Consider the following 20,066-nt stretch of genomic DNA (forward strand, 5'->3'; position numbering starts at 1 on the left):
TATAAGCCCTAAAGGCATATTGAGTGATGATCAAGGAGTAACACCATGCAGTTTAATTTAAAAGTATTATCTGTTGCAATATCAATGGCAATGATACCTAACCTAGCAACAGCAGATGAAGCTGCTGATGCAAAAATAGCTAAGTTAGAGCAGCAAGTTCAAACGCTGCAAAAACAACAAAATGCTAGCCTAACTGACAAAGTAAAATTTAACGGCTTTATTAGTGGAGCCTATATCAGCTCTGACAATGATGCTGGTTATAATAATGCAGATTCAAGTGCTGATTTTAACGAAGACAGTAAATTAGGGCTACAAGGTACCTTTAACATTTCTGACAATACTCAAGCAGTATTACAGTTAATGATGCGCGGTAAATACGACTGGGAAGTTGAAGCAGAATGGGCCTATTTATCTCATCGCTTTGAAAACGGCGTCAAGATTCGTGGTGGTAAACTGCGAGTCCCTTTATTCATGTACTCTGATTACTTAGATGTTGGCTACGCACAGCCATTTGCTCGTCCACCACAAGAAGTATACGGCGCTATTCCGTTTTCGTCTTACACAGGCGCTGGCGTGTCATACGATGTTGAATATGATGACTCAACCTTAACAATGCAAGCCTTTGGTGGTGAGTCAGATGTTAAAAATTCAGCGGTTGAACTCAGTAACCTTATGGGTGCTAACCTGAGCTGGACTGACGAAATATGGACTTTACGTGCCGTATACGCTCAAGCACAACTAGACGGACCTATTGTTAATGAAGTTGACGTAACATTAGCGCCTGGAGTGAACACCCAAGCGAACTATACGGTATTAGAACTTGATGATGATAAAGGTTCTTTCGTCGGAGTGGGTGCAAGTTACGACAATGGTGAAGTCATTGCGATAACAGAATGGACTCGTTCAGAAATTGATAACGCTTACCCTGATATTGATTCTGGTTACTTAACATTAGGCTATCGTATTAAGGAATTTACGCCTTACGCTACTGTTGCTTATACGAAAACTCAAGATAATGATGAGCGTCTACCTTTATCTACAGCGGCTGCAATTCAGATGGTTGCCTTTAATGCTGAACGTATGGCTTACAGTATTGGTTTGCGATGGGATGCAATTGATAACGTTGCGATTAAATTTGATGTCACCTACGCCGATGATTTTGGTGACACTTCAGGTGGATTCTTAGGCAACAACTTAGACACGTCAACAGGTAAATTCACTTACGATGACACCTTGATTTACACCGTTAAATTCGACGCAGTATTTTAAGGGGTATGATAATGAAAAAATTATTAACAATTTTAGCACTAAGTTTAACTGCCGTTACCTCAGCTAATGCTGCTGTAGTGATTATTGGCAATCCTGCTGCTGCAGATATTTCAATTAATGATGTAAAAAAAGCTTTTTTAGGAAAAGGTGATTCTTCAGTCGTCGTTTACGAATTAGAAGAAGGTAATCCTATTCGCAGTGAGTTTCATCAAGCTGTTACCGGTAAGTCAGATGCTCAACTGAAAGCATTTTGGTCTAAGCAAGTCTTCACAGGTAAAGGTACTCCACCTCCTGCGGTTTCTGGTGCAAGTGCGATGAAATCAGCAATTGCAAGCAATCCAAATGCCATTGGCTACATTGATGAAGCAGACGTTGATGCCACAGTAAAAATCATTATTAAGCCATAAATAATAATGAAATTGTGATTAATACTCACCAAATAGGGTAGAAACATAACCAGCGATGGTTTTGACAGTAACCAAAAAACAAACCGAGCAATTACCACGATTGCTCGGTTTTTTGTTGCTAACTCATCAATAAAACATTGAGCCGACTAAGTTAATAGCATCAAAACATATCAACAATCCGTTTATTAATGTTTATGGTACTTTGCTGATATCCATAAACTAATAAATATTGCCAGCAATATGATATTCAGGCCATTGAAACTACGATTGATGAGTTATACCAGAGAGTTAGTACTCGCATTGATAATCGTTAAATATCTGCCTTGCCATATGATTGAAGCAATAGAATAATCATATTAATTTCACTCGCGTCAAATACATATTTTTAATTTAACAGATCATGTACCGATGAAATGGTACAGATAACTAAAAGGTAAAGATGCAAGTATTAAAACGCTGTTACCTAGCAAAGGTTGATTAAAGGATAAACCTTAATATATTAAGATTTTAATTCTATTATTAACCATACCCGTTATGGTTTTGGTCGTGTTAATTTTAACCAGCACAGTGAATATTATTACATTTATAATGACTATTTAGTCTAAATAAGCAGAATTTATATATTTAGTGACATAAGTGTTATTCATAGTAAACCATGAAATAAGTTCATAGTACCAGTCTCAGTCTCAGTCTCAGTCTCAGTCTCAGTCTCAGTCTCAGTCTTTATTAAGTAAACCGACAAATTAATATAAAATACAATGATAGCCAGTCAGCTTTTTATCACTTTTTATGGCTATTAATTGCGCGAACGCACTCATTAATCATATTAATTCAGCGTTCCATCACAATTTATTCATATCTTATGCTTATAATCACCGCGGTGTTTTCATTTTATTATCAAAATAGTTAAGGAACGTTAACACTACGTAAGAGGCAAAAACAAAAAATACGCCTCGGGGTCAAATAAATATAGAGAGTAAATTATGTTAAATAAAACACTTCTTGCCGTTGTTATCGCTGGTGCACTGGGACTCGGCGGTTGCGGCTCTGATAATGACGATCAAACAAGTACTGTTACTGCAGATATCAAGTTACGTGTAATGGAAACGACTGATCTTCATACCAATATGATGGATTACAACTATTACTCAGGGAAAGATGATAAGACCATTGGTCTGGTACGTACAGCAAGTTTAATCAATGCAGCACGCGCCGAAGTCACTAACTCAGTTTTATTAGATAACGGTGATTTATTGCAAGGTAGCCCTATGGGAGATTACATTGCCAATAAATTCAAAACTGACAGCAACATGTTAACCGACACACACCCAGTGTACAAAGCAATGAATACACTAGATTATGAAGTAGGTAATATTGGTAACCATGAATTTAATTATGGCTTAACATTTCTTGAGCAATCAATATCGGGTGCAAATTTCCCCTACATTAACTCGAACGTAATTTGTGCTGATAAAGATGGTTGCTGGGGTGATGTGCTATTTAATGAAAACATGTTCACACCGTATATAATTAAAGACAAAGTTGTTATCGATGTTGACGGTAATGAACACACAATCAAAATCGGTTATATCGGTTTTGTACCACCACAGGTTTTACAATGGGATAAAGCTAACTTAGACGGTAAAGTTGAAGTCTTAGGCATTGTTCAAGCGGCTAATAAGTTTATTCCGCAAATGAAAGCTGAAGGTGCTGATATTATTTTAGCCATTCCGCATTCTGGTATTGGTTCAAGTGAAAACCCTGGCGATCCATGGGCAGAAAACGCCACTTATGCACTCACCAATGTTGATGGTATTGATGCAATATTCTTTGGCCACAGCCACTCAGTTTTCCCAGCCGCAAGCTATAGCGATTTACCGAACACCGACGTAGAAAAAGGGCTATTAAACGGCATTCCAGCTGTAATGCCTGGTCGTTGGGGTGATAACTTAGGTGTGGTTGACTTAGTTGTACGCCAAGTAGAAGGAAAATGGACCGTAATTCATGAAGAATCAACGGCTAAAGCACGCCCAATTTACGACAATGCTAATAAAGTAGCATTGGTTGAAGGTGAAGCGAGCTTACGTGATGCAATTGAAATTGAACATAATGGTACTATCGAATATGTTAGCCAACCTATTGGGGTTGCTGCCGCTAACATGTACAGCTTCTTAACGTTAGTTCAAGATGATCCAACGGTTCAGATTGTATCTAATGCTCAAATAGCGCGTGTTAAAACATTAATTACTGATGATTTAAAAGATTTGCCAATCTTGTCAGCTTCGGCACCATTTAAAGCCGGTGGACGTTATGCTGAAGGAGATGCAAGCCAATATGTACAAGTTGATGCTGGCGACCTTTCGTATAAAAACGCAGCTGACTTATACCTTTATCCAAATACTATGGTTGCAGTTAAAGCCACCGGTGCGGAATTAAAAGATTGGTTAGAATGTTCTGCCAACCAGTTTAATCAAATTGATCCAACCATCAGTGCCCCACAAAATTTAATTAATCGCGCAGGCCACCCAACCTATAACTTCGACGTTATTGATGGCCTAACTTACAAAATTGATGTAACTCAACCAACTAAGTTTGACCGTAGCTGTGAAGTTGTTAATGCCGGTGCTAACCGTATTGTTGACTTAGCTTACACTGCTGCCGATGGTACGGTTATTACGGGTGATGATTTAGCCGCTATGTCATTTGTAGTGGCATCAAATAACTACCGTGCATTTGGTGGTTCATTTGCGGGTACCGGTTCTGACCACGTAGTGCTAGAACTGCCAGATACCAACCGTGATGCATTATCAGCTTATATTACTGAGCAATCACAACCAAATGCAACTGGCGGATATGATGCTATGGTCGATCCATCAGCTGATTACAACTGGGATTTTAAAACTATTGATAATGCGACTGTTGCATTAGACATTCGTTTTGAAACTCAAGATAGCGATGTTGCTGACAAGTTTGTTGCTGATAATCAACAACGTAAAATGGTGAAGTTACCTACAACAGCTGATGTTGTCGCAGGCTTTGCGATTTATAGCATCGACCTAACGACACCTGTTGCTGCTAAATAATTATTAGCGGACTCAATACAAAGAAGGCGCTTTATGCGCCTTCTTTATTTTTATAGTTCTGGCCTAAAATATGGCCACACAACTTAAATACAGTCACCATTATTTAAACAATGAGTTTGCAAACTATTACTCTTCAAACAACTGCGCCATTTTTTGAATATGCACTAATGAAACGTGATGTTGATTTCGTTGTGCACAAAGCTGTTGATGTTGGTCATCATCTGGATTCCCTACTAATACCACTTTAACTTGATAGCCTAATGCTTTTGCTGCTGCGTCATAAGCCATAAATTCCCATTTCGCGATATTAGTATTATCACAAATAACTATTGGTTCATTTCGCGCCAACGCCTGAATAAAAGCCGTTAAATTAGCCTGATGATATTGGCCAATTTTTTGCGGATTAAAGCGATATTGTCCCTGTTGATAAAAATAGCGATCTGTAGAGAATAGACCATGCTGTCGGATATGAATCGCCTGCTCAATGCCTTGAGAAATAATAAATTGTTCAACCCAATAAGACTTACCACTGCCAGGTAAACCACGCATTATAATCGCCAGCTTTGACGGCATCACGTCATTTACCGCTCTATCAACTAACTTTTCACTCACTTCCAACCACCTTACCTGCTAAAATATCGTCAACTAACTTAGGTAAAATATCACCCGCTTTTCCGGTAAAATGATATTGAAACTGACTATGACGGTCTGCAGGATCAAGGTTAACCTCCACAGTTTGAGCACCGTGGTGATTCGCGCTATCGACAAAGCCTGCCGCGGGATAAACCGTACCAGATGTGCCAATCGCAATAAATAAGTCACAGTGGTCTAAAGCGTCGTGGATTCTGTCCATACCAAAAGGCATTTCCCCAAACCACACAATATGTGGCCGCAAGCGTTTTCCCGGGATACAACAAGTGCAACAGTTTTCAGCACCAAAAGGTTCACGTAATACAAAGGTTTGTAATGATTGTGGGCATCGACCTTTTGCTAATTCGCCGTGCATATGCAGTAATCGTTTAGACCCTGCCCGCTCGTGTAAATCATCAACATTTTGGGTTATCACTAGCAATTCACCCGTAAATTCTGTTTCAAGTTTCGCGAGTGCTAAATGTGCTGCATTTGGAATGACATCATCACTGTGTAATTGTTGCCAGCGGCTATTATAAAAACGCTCCACTAACTCGATATCTCTTGCATAGCCTTCAGGAGTGGCAACATCTTCAATATGATGCTGTTCCCATAAACCATGCTGATCTCTAAACGTGCTCATACCCGACTCAGCTGAAATACCTGCGCCGGTCAGCACTACAATTTGCCGGTACATTGTTTGTCCTTTATTGTGATGATGTAAAATAAAATGTAATGACTTTTAATACCATATCAAAAATACGTACTCAGGTTACAAAATGTTGTCACTACACGGTCTAAAAATTCACATAAAATTCATGTTATAGATTTGATAATAATATCGGATATCCGAATAGGTACAATAATCCCTTAGTATAAGTAAGCTTATTGAGAGATCCTTAACAAATAATATCAGCTTAAGTGACTGTTTTACTAAATATCCTCTATATAGGTTGATAAAGCAGCTTAAGAGGTTTATGTTTTTAGACTCAAGACATATAATGATTAGAATATCCACCGATGAACCGATTGGTTCTGCAATCAAGAGATTAGCAATGACAGATGGAAATCAAGCACTCAAAAAAGCCGGATTAAAAATAACTCTGCCGCGAGTTAAAATTCTAGAACTGATGCAATCCCCAGACAACCAGCATATCAGTGCAGAAGACTTATATAAAAAGTTACTCGAAATAGGCGAGGAAATTGGTCTCGCTACTGTATACAGAGTATTAAACCAGTTCGATGATGCGGGCATTCTAAATCGTCATCATTTTGAAAGTGGTAAAGCGGTGTTTGAAATGTCGACTCAACAACACCATGATCATTTAGTGTGTTTAACCTGTGATAAAGTGATTGAGTTTACTGACGACGTAATTGAACGTCGCCAAGATGAAATCGCCATGCGTCATAACATCAAGCTGACTCACCATAGCTTGTACCTTTATGGCCATTGCACCAATGATACTTGTGATCACGCTGACGAATAGTCAGTATGTGAGCAACAAACAAACCAGCAAATTTGCTGGTTTTTTATTGGTTAATATTTGTCATAAGATTGAAAATTTAGTTAAAGCAACAATGTCAGCCATAGGCTAAAACTAAACACAGATAACAAGGTCGATAATACCACTGTGCTACCTAAAGTTGATTCATGTTGCTTAAGCTCTGTGGCAATAAGATAAGCGTTGACGCCAAGAGGAGAGGCACTGAGTAACACCAACATCGCGGTGCTTGAAGCTGCTAGCTCAAACACAAAATGCGCCATCACATACACTAACGCTGGCAATAAAATAATTTTTAAGCTACTTGCCATTAAGGCTAAACGCCAATGTTCACCTACGCGATAAAAACTTAAATTAGCACCTAGCACAAACAATGCACACGCCAAAGCGGGCTTAGCTAATAGCGCTAAACCATCATCTAATTGTGGTCCCAAGTTAATACTTAATGCATTCGCAAAAATGCCTAGCCCTATACTCATTACTACCGGATTAAGTGCCATAGAGCGAGCAAACCGTCGCCACGAGAAACCCTGAGGCTGCGCTCGTGCAGCTAAGATAAAAGTCAGTGCAAACAGGGTGGCGCTATGAAAAGTAATGATCATAAATACCTGCCCTATCATTGCTGGGCCTAATGCAGCGATAATAATGGGTAAACCTACCAATACCGTATTGGAATAACTGGCGCCCAACGCGAATACCGCACTGGCATCACGCCCCTGCAGCGCTATTGGACTAAAGAGGCGATTAATTCGGTAACCTATAGCAAACACTAACAACACTGGTAAATAAAAAGCCAGCAATGCAAATGGATCAATGCTTTGCGCTAATGGTGCTGCCAGCATATTGATAAATAAAAATGCCGGAATACTGACATAAAAAGTAAATTTGCTGATCCCAGCAATGTGTTCTTTATTAAAGAAACCCACTCGGGTTAATACAAAACCTAATACCACCATAAAAATTAACGGAAATATAATACTGATGATGGCCATACTTACCTTACAAATACCGAACTAAATGCCAACTGATTGTCTATTATAATAATATGAAAAATATAACAGTATGAAAAATAGTGTAAAAAAAACCAATAAAAAAGGCGCCTAAGCGCCTTTTTCAAGCCGAGTAAATATTACCAGCCAGTACGAATACGTAGTGCTTTACCAATGTCAGCTAAAGAGCGAACAGTCGTAACGCCTGCAGCTTCAAGAGCAGCAAACTTATCTTCAGCAGTACCTTTACCACCAGCGATAATTGCGCCAGCATGGCCCATGCGCTTACCTTCTGGTGCAGTAACACCAGCAATGTAAGATACAACAGGCTTAGTTACGTGTGCTTTGATATATTCAGCTGCTTCTTCTTCAGCATTACCACCGATTTCACCGATCATTACAATCGCTTCAGTCTGTGGATCGTTTTGGAACATTTCCAATACGTCAATGAAGTTAGTACCAGGAATTGGATCACCACCGATACCTACACAAGTAGATTGGCCGAAACCTTCATCAGTAGTTTGCTTAACTGCTTCGTACGTTAATGTACCAGAGCGTGAAACAATACCAACTTTACCAGGTAAATGGATGTGACCAGGCATGATACCAATCTTACATTCACCAGGCGTGATAACACCTGGGCAGTTAGGACCAATCATGCGAGTGCCAGTTTCTTCAAGCTTCACTTTCACTTGCAGCATATCAAGTGTTGGGATACCTTCAGTGATACAAACGATTAGCTCAAGGCCAGCATCGATTGCTTCAAGGATAGCATCTTTACAAAAAGGTGCTGGTACGTAGATAACAGTTGCAGTTGCACCTGTTGCCGCTACAGCATCTTTAACTGTGTTAAAGACTGGAAGACCTAGGTGAGTTTGACCACCTTTTCCAGGAGAAACACCACCAACCATTTGCGTGCCATAAGCAATCGCCTGTTCAGAGTGAAAAGTACCCTGACCACCAGTGAAACCTTGACAGATTACCTTGGTATCTTTGTTAATTAAAACAGACATTATTTGCCCTCCGCAGCTTTAACAACTTGCTCAGCCGCGTCAGTTAGACTTGTAGCCGCGATGATATCAAGACCAGACTTAGCCAATACTTCACGACCTAATTCGGCGTTAGTACCTTCAAGACGAACAACAACTGGCACTTTAACGCCAACTTCTTTAACTGCACCGATAATACCTTCAGCGATCATATCGCAACGCACGATACCACCGAAGATGTTAACCAATACTGCTTTAACATTGCTGTCAGAAAGAATGATCTTAAAGGCTTCAGCAACACGTTCTTTAGTTGCTCCACCGCCAACGTCTAAGAAGTTAGCTGGCTTGCCACCGTGTAGGTTTACAATGTCCATTGTACCCATTGCTAGGCCGGCACCGTTAACCATACAACCTACGTTACCGTCTAAAGCAACATAGTTTAATTCAAATTTTGCAGCATGTGCTTCACGTGCATCATCTTGTGATGGATCATGCATCGCTTTGATTTTTGGCTGACGGAATAATGCGTTGCCATCAATACCAATTTTGCCATCTAAACAATGAAGGTTGCCTTCAGTGGTGATAACAAGTGGATTGATTTCTAATAACGCAAAATCATGGTCGTTAAACATGTTCGCTAGACCCATAAAGATCTTAGTAAACTGCTTCATTTGTGTTGGGTTTAAACCTAACTTGAAGCCAAGATCGCGAGCTTGGAAAGCCTGAGGACCTGTTAACGGATCAATGATAGCTGTGTGAATAAGCTCTGGCGTATGTTCAGCCACAGTTTCAATATCAACACCACCTTCAGTCGACGCCATGAACACTACACGACGTGTGCTACGGTCAACAACTGCACCTAAGTACAATTCATTGGCGATGTCAGTGCAGCTTTCAACTAGAATTTTAGCAACTGGCTGACCTTTAGCGTCAGTCTGGTACGTTACTAAGTTCTTACCTAACCAGTTTTCAGCGAATGCTCTGATTTCGTCTTTACTTCCGGTAACTTTAACGCCACCTGCTTTACCACGGCCGCCAGCGTGTACTTGACACTTAACAACCCATAGGTTCCCGCCAATGTGGCCAGCTGCTTCAACTGCTTCTTGAGCGGTATCACATGCAAAGCCTTCAGAGACTGGTAAACCATATTCGGCAAATAAAGATTTTGCCTGATACTCATGCAAATTCATGATGATCTATCCATATACTTCTAATCAAATCCAACTGGCTCAATATGAGCCAGCGACGAGGGTTTTATCTAACTACTTATAGATCAAGTAGCAGACGAGTTGGATCTTCTAGGAAGTCTTTAATCGCGACTAAGAAGCCAACTGACTCACGACCATCAACAATACGATGATCGTAAGAGAGTGCTAGGTACATCATAGGCAGGATTTCAACCTGACCATTGACTGCCATGGGGCGATCTTTAATGGCATGCATGCCTAAGATTGCGCTTTGTGGTAGGTTCAAAATGGGTGTAGACATTAGCGAGCCGAAAACACCACCGTTTGTCACAGTGAAGTTACCGCCAGTCATGTCTGCAACAGACAGTTTTCCGTCACGGCCTTTAATGGCTAATTCACGTACCGCTTTCTCAATCTCAGCTAGGTTCATGGTATCAGTGTCACGTAATACTGGTGTCACCAGGCCACGTGGAGTCGATACTGCAATGCTGATATCAAAATAGTTGTGATACACAATGTCATCACCATCGATAGAGGCGTTAACTTCAGGGAAACGTTTTAGCGCTTCAGTCACCGCTTTGATATAGAAAGACATAAAGCCTAAACGAATACCATGACGTTTTTCGAAAATGTCTTGGTACTGTTTACGAATATCCATGATTGGCTTCATGTTCACTTCGTTAAACGTGGTTAACATTGCCGTTGAATTTTTCGCTTCTAAAAGACGTTTAGCGATAGTCTTACGAAGACGTGACATTGGTACACGCTTCTCACTACGGCCTTCTAATACTGCAACAGGCGCTACCGGCGCTGCGGCTTTAGCTGGAGCAGACTTAAGGAATGCATCAACATCATCCTTAGTAACACGTCCACCAACACCAGAACCTTTAATTTTACTGGCATCAAGATTATGCTCAGCAATAACACGACGAACAGATGGACTTAATGCATCGTTAGATTCATCAGTAGCGACTTCAGTCGTTGCATTAGTAGAAGGCGCTGATGCTTCAGCTTTAGTCACTTCTTGGCCAGACACTGCACCAGCGACGAAATTAGCAATCACTTGCTCACCTAAAACGGTGTCACCTTCTTGGAATAACAATTCAGAGATTGAACCGTCTTCTGGTGCAACCACTTCTAATACAACTTTGTCAGTCTCGATATCAACTAAGTTTTGATCGCGTGTCACCTGTTCACCAGGTTTAACATGCCAAGTAGCAATAGTTGCATCAGCAACAGATTCTGGTAATACGGGTACCTTAATTTCGATACTCATGGAAAGCTTCCCTTATATAAATTATCTATTACGACAGTTTTAATGCGCTATTTACTAATGATTCTTGCTGCTGTACGTGCAACCCAGGATAACCACATGCTGGTGCAGCAGAAGCTTCACGACCGGCATAAGTTAGTTGAGCGCCTGCAGGAATATTAGCCCAGAAATGATGCTGACTACAGTACCATGCACCTTGGTTTTGTGGCTCTTCTTGACACCAAACAAAATCAGTAACATGTTGATATGTTGCTAATGCCTCACGCAATTCCACGTCAGGGAACGGATATAGCTGCTCAACACGCACAATGGCAACGTTGGTAACATTCTCTTTGCGACGTTTTTCAAGTAACTCGAAATACACCTTGCCGCTACAGAATACAACGCGGTCAACTTGGCTTGCATCTAAGGTATCAATCTCACCAATAATATTTTGGAAAGTCCCTTCAGCAAGCTCTTCTAAGGTAGACACCGCTAATGGATGACGTAGCAAAGATTTAGGTGACATGACTACCAGCGGGCGACGCATTGGACGCACAACCTGGCGACGCAACATGTGATAAACCTGCGCCGGAGTTGATGGCACACACACTTGCATGTTGTGGTTAGCACATAATTGCAAGAAGCGCTCTAGACGCGCACTTGAATGCTCAGGACCTTGGCCTTCATAACCATGAGGTAATAGCATCGTTAGACCACATAAACGGCCCCACTTTTGCTCACCAGATGATAAGAATTGGTCAATAACGACTTGGGCACAGTTGACGAAATCACCAAACTGCGCTTCCCAAATGGTCAAGCCACCGGGTTCTGCCGTAGCGTAACCGTATTCAAATGCCAACACAGATGCTTCAGATAATACTGAGTCAATAATATCAATTGGCCCTTGTTCATCAGCCACATTACGCAAAGGTAAATAGGTAGTGCCGTCTTTTTGGCTATGCAATACAGCATGACGATGGAAGAACGTACCACGACCAGAGTCTTGACCAGTAATCCGCACACGCTTGTTATCTTCAAGGATAGAAGCATAGGCCAAGGTTTCAGCGAAGCCCCAGTCTAATAACTTTTCGCCTTTAGCCATCGCAGTACGGTCAGCACAAATTTTGGCAACACGAGATTGAAGCGTATGGTTTTCAGGAATATCAACTAACTTATTGGCTAAGTTTTGTAGACGTTCCATTGACATAGCACCCGCGTAATCTTCATCCCATTCGCGATTAAGATACGGCGTCCAGTCAACAGTATGTAACGTCATAGGACGCCATTCTTTAACCACACAATCACCAGCATCTAATGCATCACGATAATGGTTAATCAAACCAGTCACTTCATCGGCTGGAATACTATTTTCAGCGATTAACTTATCTGCATAGATTTTACGTGGCGTAGGGTGCTTTTTGATTTTAGCGTACATCAGCGGCTGTGTAGCACTAGGCTCGTCAGCTTCGTTATGGCCATGACGGCGATAACACACTAAATCAATAACCACATCACGTTTAAATTCATTACGATAATCCACTGCAAGTTGAGAGATAAACGCAACCGCTTCAGGATCGTCTGAATTAACATGAAAAATTGGCGCCTGAACCATCTTAGCGATGTCAGTACAGTATTCGGTTGAACGTGTGTCAGCCTGATTAGATGTGGTAAAACCAACTTGGTTATTGACCACTATTCGAATGCTACCGCCAACAGTAAAACCACGTGTTTGAGACATGTTAAACGTCTCTTGCACAATGCCTTGGCCAGTTATAGCAGAATCACCATGAATAGTAATTGGCATGACTTGCAGACCGTCTTTACAACCACGACGATCTTGACGCGCACGAACAGAACCAATAACCACTGGATTAACGATCTCTAAATGAGATGGGTTAAAGGCAAGTGCTAAATGAACGTTTCCACCTGGCGTTTCAAAATCAGATGAGAAACCTTGGTGATATTTTACATCGCCAGAACCGTGAGTGTCGGCATGCTTACCCGCAAACTCATCAAAAAGTTCAGCAGGACGTTTACCTAGCACGTTAATGAGCAAGTTTAAACGACCACGGTGAGCCATACCTACCACGATTTCTTTAGTACCCGCTTCGCCTGCACGGTAAATGATTTCACGCATCATCGGAACGAGCGAATCACCACCTTCTAAAGAAAATCGCTTAGCTCCAGGGAATTTAGCACCAAGGTATTTTTCGATACCTTCTGCAGCATTCAACCCTTCAAGAATACGCTTTTTGACGCTGTTATCGTACTGGGCTTTACCTAATGTGGGTTCAAGACGTTGTTGGATCCAACGCTTTTCATCGGTATCAGTAATATGCATGTATTCAGCACCAATCGAGCCACAATAAGTGCTCTTTAGTGCGTGAATAATATCAGCCAGTTTCATGGTCTCACCACCTAGGGCGAATGAACCAGTATTAAACTGACGCTGCATGTCATCTACGGTTAAGCCGTGATAAGCAGGATCTAACTCCTGAACTTCCTCGCGCTTCCACAATCCTAATGGATCTAAATTGGCATTTTGATGGCCACGGAAACGGTGAGCATTGATCAGTTGCAGAACCTTAACTTGCTTCGCATCTAACTCTGGATCGCCGACGCTGGTAGCGTTTTTTAAACGACCTTGTAGAGCTAAACTGCGGAAATAGTCACGAACTTTAGAGTGAGCAGTTTCGGGTACTTCTACTGAGGCACCGTTAACCGGAGGGAGATTATCAAAAACAAGCTGCCAATCAGGGGTCACTGATTGCGGATCTTCTTGATAGGCTTCATACATCTCTTCTACGTAGGTCGAGTTCGAACCACTTAAATGTGACGACTCGAGCCAGGCTTTCATGATGCCTTGGTGCATTGTTATTCCTTTCAAACTTGATACACGTGCTAGCCATAAACATAACAGTGAGTAACGTAAGTTACATCACACGTAGACTGAAACTATCTTTACAAGATAGTAGCAGGAGGTCTTACATAAACACGCAAAAGAGCCATCTCCAATAATGAAGATGACTCTTAACAGAGCTAATAAGTCAGACTATTTTGCTCTTCGTCGTGCATTAAACAGCTCGCTTCAGTAACATCGACTTGATATGACCAATCGCTTTAGTTGGGTTTAATCCTTTAGGACAAACATCAACACAGTTCATGATGCCATGACAACGGAACACACTGTAAGCATCATCTAGATCAGATAAACGCTCCTCAGTTGCCGTGTCGCGGCTGTCAATCAAGAAACGATAAGCATGCAATAAACCGGCTGGACCGATAAATTTATCCGGATTCCACCAGAAAGATGGACACGAAGTTGAACAACATGCACACAAAATACATTCGTATAAACCATCTAAATGAGCACGCTCTTCAGGTGATTGTATATGTTCACGAGCTGGCGCCTTTTCATCATTGATCAGATAAGGCTTAATTTTTTCGTATTGCTTGTAGAACTGAGTTAGGTCAACGACCAAATCTCGAACTACTGGCATGCCTGGTAAAGGACGGACTTCAATTTTCTTCCCTTTAAAGGTAGATATTGGCGTAATACACGCTAATCCATTTTTACCATTCATGTTAACACCGTCAGAACCACACACGCCTTCACGGCATGAGCGACGAAACGCAATCGTTGAGTCTTGTTCTTTCAGCTTAATTAACGCATCCAACACCATCATATCAGAACCATCAGGCACTTCTAGGGTGTAATCCTTCATGTAAGGCTTGGTATCTACATCAGGATTATAACGATACAATGCAAATGTTAATTTCATCTTTTGCAACTCCTGCCTAATAGGTACGTTTTACTGGTGGGAATGCATCACGTAATTTAGGTGTCATGTTGACATCACGTTTGCTCATATTCTTAGTCACTGGGTCAAATAAGCTATGACACAACCAATTGTCATCATCACGATCTAAATAATCTTCACGAGAATGCGCACCACGGCTTTCAGTACGGAAGTTAGCTGCATAAGCAGTTGCCAGCGCTGTTGCCATTAAATTATCTAATTCTAAACATTCAATACGCTGAGTATTAAATTCATTTGAGTTATCAGATAACTTAGCATTATCAAGTCGCTTTTGAATAGCTTGTAGCTGCTCTAGACCTTCAGCCATGGCTTCACCACTGCGGAAAACAGAGAAATTTAACTGCATACACAATTGAAGCGCTTTACGAATAACCGCAGGTTCTTCGCCGTCTTTGTTGCTTTCCCAACGATTAAGACGAGCAAGTGATGCACTAATTTCTATGTCTGATGCCGCTTTTGGATCAGGTGTCGCGTCTAACGCTTTACCTAAATGTTGACCCGCAGCACGTCCAAAGACCACTAAATCGAGTAATGAGTTACCGCCTAAGCGGTTTGCACCGTGTACAGATACACAAGCGATTTCACCAACCGCAAATAAACCTAATACATCTTGCTCACTGCCATCTTTATTCTGACGAATAACTTGACCGCTCACTTTAGTCGGTAAACCGCCCATCATGTAGTGGCATGTTGGCAATACAGGAATAGGACCGTCTGCTGGATCGATATGAGCGAAAGTACGTGATAATTCACACACACCAGGAAGACGCGCTTCAAGGGTTTCTTTGCCCAAATGATCAAGCTTTAGTAACAAATGCGGACCTAAAGGACCGTCTAAACCACGACCTTCGCGAATTTCAGTCATCATTGAACGTGCTACCACGTCACGAGAAGCTAAATCCTTCGCATTCGGTGCATAGCGCTCCATGAAGCGTTCGCCATCTTTATTTAATAAGTAACCGCCTTCGCCACGACAACCTTCAGTTACCAAGGTACCTGCACCAGCAATACCCGTTGGGTGGAACTGCCACATTTCCATGTCTTGTAATTGAATGCCAGCACGTGCTGCCATACCTACACCGTCACCGGTGTTAATATGAGCATTAGTGGTCGAAGCATAAATACGCCCTGCACCACCCGTTGCTAATATCGTTGCTTTGGCTTTGAAATAAACAATATCGCCTGTTTCAATTTCAATTGCGGTACAACCCACTACAACGTCATCTTCATTTTTAACCAAATCTAAGGCATACCACTCAGAATAAACGTTAGTTTTATGTTTAACGTTTTGTTGGTATAAACAATGAAGCAATGCATGGCCTGTACGGTCAGCAGCAGCAGCGGTACGAGCAGCTTGCTCGCCACCAAAGTTACGAGACTGGCCACCAAAAGGACGCTGGTAAATTGTGCCATTTTCGAAACGAGAAAAAGGTAAACCCATTTGCTCAAGTTCAATAATCGCTTCCGGACCCGTTTTACACATAAACTCAATAGCTTCTTGGTCGCCGATAAAATCAGAACCTTTAACCGTATCGTACATGTGTTGTTCCCAATGGTCCTCGTGCGCATTACCTAATGCTACGGTGATACCACCTTGAGCAGAAACGGTATGTGAACGAGTTGGGAATACTTTAGATAACAGCGCACAGCTCTTACCTTCTTTAGAAATCTGTAATGCTGCTCGCATACCCGCGCCACCGGCGCCGATTACGATTACATCAAATTCGCGTACTGGAATACTCACTTAAACACCCCACACTATTACAATGCCTGACGCTAAATAACTGATCGCGACCATAACAAAGGTAAACTGTAATACACCACGTAACGCTGTGTGTTTGACATAATCAGTCAACACTTGCCATACACCAATCCACGCATGAATAAGTAAAGCAACTAACGTTATAAGGGTAAAGACTTTCATTGGAAGTGAACTAAATAAGCCACTCCAAATTTCGAAAGTTAACGGGGCACTACACGCGATAAAACCTACTAAGAAAATAGTATAACAAGCGAGGATCACTGCACTTGCGCGTAATAGAATATAGTCATGAACACCACTGCGTCCAAAACTTGCTGCATTTGTTACCATACCCAAATCCCCGCTATGATTGAAAAGACTACTGCTAACACAAAAGTAGCCTTAGCTGATGCAACACCCGAAGTTAATTCTTCCCAGTGTCCGGCATCCATAATCAAATGACGAATGCCACCTAATAAATGATAACCCAACGCAGTTAGAATACCCCAAATGATGAACTTCATCACGAAACCATCGAACAAGGATTGTACGCTAGCAAACCCCTCTGGTGATGTTAAAGTCGAATTTAACAGCCATAGAAGAATACCAATTGCGAATAGCATGATAACACCGGAAATACGGTGTAGGATTGACGCGATAGCTGTCGCAGGAAAGCTTATCGTCTGCAGGTCTAGATGGACAGGTCTTTGCTTTTTCACGTTCTGCTCACTCAGCTCCGTCGAGCATTATTTTTGTTATCTATCTGTTTTTTGTTTAACTATTAACGCTAACACTAGGCATACGTTTTAAAACAAATAACGGACCACTCTGAAACATCTAATCAATTGAGAAACCACTATTTAGTTCGTAAATTCATCATTCCTAAACTGTGATGTTCGTCGCCCTTGGGGGCGCAGGCAAGTATACTCGTGGGAATTGTCAAATACAAACCTCACATTATGCAAAATAAGTTTTTTTAGTATTTTTTTATTCTAATCCAAGCGCAGAGCGGTTTACAGGGCACATATACCATGGTCTAACAAATTTAAACGCTTATTTAAATTGATCTGTGATCCCGATCCACTGTAAAGTAATGACCGCTTAACATGCCGCACTCATATAGAAGAATGAAGTAAGGAGAACGGGGTATGGCTGATAATATAGCCAAATTAGAGTTACCAGGAAACGAATCAATCGACCTACCTATCAAGAAAGGTACTGAAGGTTTTGACGTTATCGACATCAGTACACTTGGAAAAAAAGGGTATTTCACCTTTGATCCAGGCTTTTTAGCTACTGCATCTTGTGAGTCAGCAATTACTTATATCGATGGTGAGCAAGGTATCTTGTTACACCGTGGGTATCCAATTGAACAACTTGCAACTGAATCGACCTACTTAGATTTATGCTACTTGCTATTATATGGTGAATTACCGTCTAAAGCTGATTACGAACAATTTGTTTCCACAGTGAAAGAACACACTATGGTTCATGAACAAATTGCATTCTTTTTCAGAGGTTTCCGCCGTGACGCACACCCAATGGCAATGCTATGTGGTGTAACAGGTGCATTATCTGCTTTCTATCAAGATTCTCTTGATGTTAACAATCCAAAGCATCGTGAAATTGCAGCTTACCGCTTAGTGTCGAAAATGCCGACAATAGCAGCGATGTGCTACAAGTACTCAATGGGGCAACCTTTTGTTTATCCACGTAACGATTTAAGTTATGCGGGTAACTTCTTGTCGATGATGTTTGCTACTCCGTGTGAAGAGTACAAAGTTAATCCTGTTGTAGAAAAAGCAATGGACCGTATTTTTGTATTGCATGCTGATCATGAGCAAAATGCATCTACATCTACTGTTCGTTTAGCTGGCTCTTCAGGTGCTAACCCATTTGCATGTATTGCAGCGGGTATTGCTTCGTTGTGGGGCCCAGCTCATGGTGGTGCTAACGAAGCTTGCTTAGAAATGTTAGAAGAAATCGGCAGCGTTGATCGCATTCCTGAATTTATCGAGAAAGCGAAAGACAAAAACGATCCATTCCGTCTAATGGGCTTTGGCCATCGCGTTTATAAGAACTTCGACCCTCGCGCTAAAGTGATGCGTGAAACTTGTCATGAAGTCCTTAAAGAACTTAAAGTGGTTGATCCATTATTAGACGTGGCAATGGAACTTGAGCGTATCGCTCTTGAAGATGAATACTTCATCTCTAAGAAGCTATACCCGAACGTTGATTTCTACTCTGGTATCATCATGAAAGCCATTGGTATCCCTAACGATATGTTCACAGTGCTATTCGCATTGTCACGTACTGTTGGTTGGATTTCACATTGGAAAGAAATGTTAGATCAACCAGGCCACAAAATCAGCCGTCCACGTCAGTTATACACTGGTGAGTCTGCACGTGAATTTGTGAGCGTTGATAAGCGTTAATCTTTTGATTAACCAAACTAAAAAAGCGCCGAAAGGCGCTTTTTTGTTATTTAAATTTAGATATCGGTGACTATTCAACGTAGTGAATAAATCAGCCCTAAACACCTTCAATGATTTATAATCGGTTAGAGGTGATGTTTAATAGAACATTTAATTTTACAATTTTTAACAGATTGAAGTCGTATGACAGTAATCAGTAATCAGTATTGAGTTGGTGGTAGTTACACTCAAATTAGTCTTTGCTGATGACTCTATTATAATCCGGATCACCATTACCGGTGTGCAAGTTAAGAGGTACTAAACCTCTCCAAGAACCCATATTAATGGCTTTTTTACACCATAGTTCCAGCTTTTAGGAGCATTAATTAAGCTTTTTTGGCACTGCTCCGCGGCAACATTAATTGTTAAGTTGTGATCATCTATATAAATTGAATTATTCCACCTCGGACCTGTTTCGTTGGCGAAAGATATAACAAAGAAAAAGCAAACAAAAATGTTTTCCCCATGTCAAAGTCCCTTCTGAAGAAACTCTTTTTTGAGAAATATAAACTGTAAAAGAAAGCATAGGCGAAGGTATGAATGAGCCTGTTCAGCAAAATAGGCCTGCTTTTCTAATTCATCATCTTGGTACATTTATTCCACTTTAATCACTTTGATTTTAGCAAGATAATGAACATTTTTAATTCACTAGAAATCTTCAATAGAGCCCAACTTACTAAAACCTGAATCATCACAAAGCCAATATTCTTTTGTACCAA

General features: G+C 41.1%; 16 protein-coding genes. 5 read left to right on the top strand and 11 right to left on the bottom strand.

What is annotated here, in order from left to right:
- The first annotated feature begins 45 nt into the window (after positions 1 to 45).
- From AAEY99_RS06675 to AAEY99_RS06685, 3 genes are all read left to right on the top strand, one after another.
- A complete protein-coding gene (locus tag AAEY99_RS06675; RefSeq protein WP_162023324.1) occupies positions 46 to 1,269 on the top strand; it encodes a porin family protein in 1,224 nt (407 codons plus the stop codon).
- A gap of 11 nt (positions 1,270 to 1,280) precedes the next feature.
- Positions 1,281 to 1,676 carry a type 2 periplasmic-binding domain-containing protein gene (locus AAEY99_RS06680; protein WP_182743922.1) on the top strand — a complete coding sequence of 132 codons (396 nt, stop codon included), beginning with the start codon at positions 1,281 to 1,283 and terminating at the stop codon, positions 1,674 to 1,676.
- 983 nt (positions 1,677 to 2,659) lie between these two features.
- Positions 2,660 to 4,759: a bifunctional 2',3'-cyclic-nucleotide 2'-phosphodiesterase/3'-nucleotidase gene (locus AAEY99_RS06685; RefSeq protein WP_182743923.1), complete on the top strand. Its 2,100-nt coding sequence runs from the start codon at positions 2,660 to 2,662 to the stop codon at positions 4,757 to 4,759.
- 126 nt (positions 4,760 to 4,885) lie between these two features.
- On the opposite strand, the gene AAEY99_RS06690 is transcribed toward AAEY99_RS06685, so the two are convergent.
- Positions 4,886 to 5,332 carry an ATP-binding protein gene (locus AAEY99_RS06690; RefSeq protein ID WP_162024356.1) on the bottom strand — a complete coding sequence of 149 codons (447 nt, stop codon included), beginning with the start codon at positions 5,330 to 5,332 and terminating at the stop codon, positions 4,886 to 4,888.
- 31 nt (positions 5,333 to 5,363) lie between these two features.
- Positions 5,364 to 6,086, bottom strand: coding sequence for a Sir2 family NAD+-dependent deacetylase (cobB, locus tag AAEY99_RS06695; protein WP_182743924.1), 723 nt, complete (start codon positions 6,084 to 6,086; stop codon positions 5,364 to 5,366).
- A gap of 358 nt (positions 6,087 to 6,444) precedes the next feature.
- On the opposite strand from cobB, the gene fur reads away from it, so the two are divergent.
- The gene (gene fur, locus AAEY99_RS06700; RefSeq protein WP_101086900.1) at positions 6,445 to 6,876 is read left to right on the top strand and encodes a ferric iron uptake transcriptional regulator; all 432 of its coding nucleotides are present in this window, start codon (positions 6,445 to 6,447) and stop codon (positions 6,874 to 6,876) included.
- An 80-nt stretch (positions 6,877 to 6,956) separates the two neighbouring features.
- Here the strand turns inward: fur and AAEY99_RS06705 are convergent, their stop codons facing one another.
- From AAEY99_RS06705 to sdhC, 9 genes are all read right to left on the bottom strand, one after another.
- Positions 6,957 to 7,883: an AEC family transporter gene (locus tag AAEY99_RS06705; RefSeq protein WP_162023328.1), complete on the bottom strand. Its 927-nt coding sequence runs from the start codon at positions 7,881 to 7,883 to the stop codon at positions 6,957 to 6,959.
- A 137-nt stretch (positions 7,884 to 8,020) separates the two neighbouring features.
- Complete coding sequence (gene sucD / locus AAEY99_RS06710) at positions 8,021 to 8,893, bottom strand: succinate--CoA ligase subunit alpha (protein ID WP_101086898.1); 873 nt, start codon at positions 8,891 to 8,893, stop codon at positions 8,021 to 8,023.
- The gene (gene sucC, locus AAEY99_RS06715; RefSeq protein ID WP_101086897.1) at positions 8,893 to 10,059 is read right to left on the bottom strand and encodes an ADP-forming succinate--CoA ligase subunit beta; all 1,167 of its coding nucleotides are present in this window, start codon (positions 10,057 to 10,059) and stop codon (positions 8,893 to 8,895) included. The genes sucD and sucC overlap by 1 nt, the downstream gene beginning before the upstream one ends.
- Positions 10,060 to 10,135: 76 nt before the next feature.
- The gene (gene odhB, locus AAEY99_RS06720) at positions 10,136 to 11,332 is read right to left on the bottom strand and encodes a 2-oxoglutarate dehydrogenase complex dihydrolipoyllysine-residue succinyltransferase (protein WP_182743925.1); all 1,197 of its coding nucleotides are present in this window, start codon (positions 11,330 to 11,332) and stop codon (positions 10,136 to 10,138) included.
- A 28-nt stretch (positions 11,333 to 11,360) separates the two neighbouring features.
- Entirely contained in the window at positions 11,361 to 14,183 is a 2,823-nt protein-coding gene (gene sucA / locus AAEY99_RS06725; RefSeq protein WP_101086895.1) for a 2-oxoglutarate dehydrogenase E1 component, read from the bottom strand.
- Between the two features lie 202 nt (positions 14,184 to 14,385).
- A complete protein-coding gene (locus AAEY99_RS06730; protein ID WP_101086894.1) occupies positions 14,386 to 15,093 on the bottom strand; it encodes a succinate dehydrogenase iron-sulfur subunit in 708 nt (235 codons plus the stop codon).
- 16 nt (positions 15,094 to 15,109) lie between these two features.
- The gene (gene sdhA, locus AAEY99_RS06735) at positions 15,110 to 16,876 is read right to left on the bottom strand and encodes a succinate dehydrogenase flavoprotein subunit (protein ID WP_101086893.1); all 1,767 of its coding nucleotides are present in this window, start codon (positions 16,874 to 16,876) and stop codon (positions 15,110 to 15,112) included.
- A complete protein-coding gene (sdhD, locus tag AAEY99_RS06740; protein ID WP_101086892.1) occupies positions 16,877 to 17,224 on the bottom strand; it encodes a succinate dehydrogenase, hydrophobic membrane anchor protein in 348 nt (115 codons plus the stop codon).
- Entirely contained in the window at positions 17,218 to 17,592 is a 375-nt protein-coding gene (gene sdhC / locus AAEY99_RS06745; protein ID WP_101086891.1) for a succinate dehydrogenase cytochrome b556 subunit, read from the bottom strand. Before sdhC ends, sdhD begins: the two co-directional genes overlap by 7 nt.
- A 429-nt stretch (positions 17,593 to 18,021) precedes the next feature.
- Between sdhC and AAEY99_RS06750 the strand changes: the two genes are divergently transcribed.
- Positions 18,022 to 19,308, top strand: a complete 1,287-nt coding sequence (locus tag AAEY99_RS06750; protein WP_101086890.1) for a citrate synthase — start codon at positions 18,022 to 18,024, stop codon at positions 19,306 to 19,308.
- Positions 19,309 to 20,066 lie beyond the last annotated feature (758 nt).

Source organism: Shewanella sp. S1-58-MNA-CIBAN-0166, from assembly GCF_040310085.1.
Classification (GTDB): Bacteria; Pseudomonadota; Gammaproteobacteria; order Enterobacterales; family Shewanellaceae; genus Shewanella.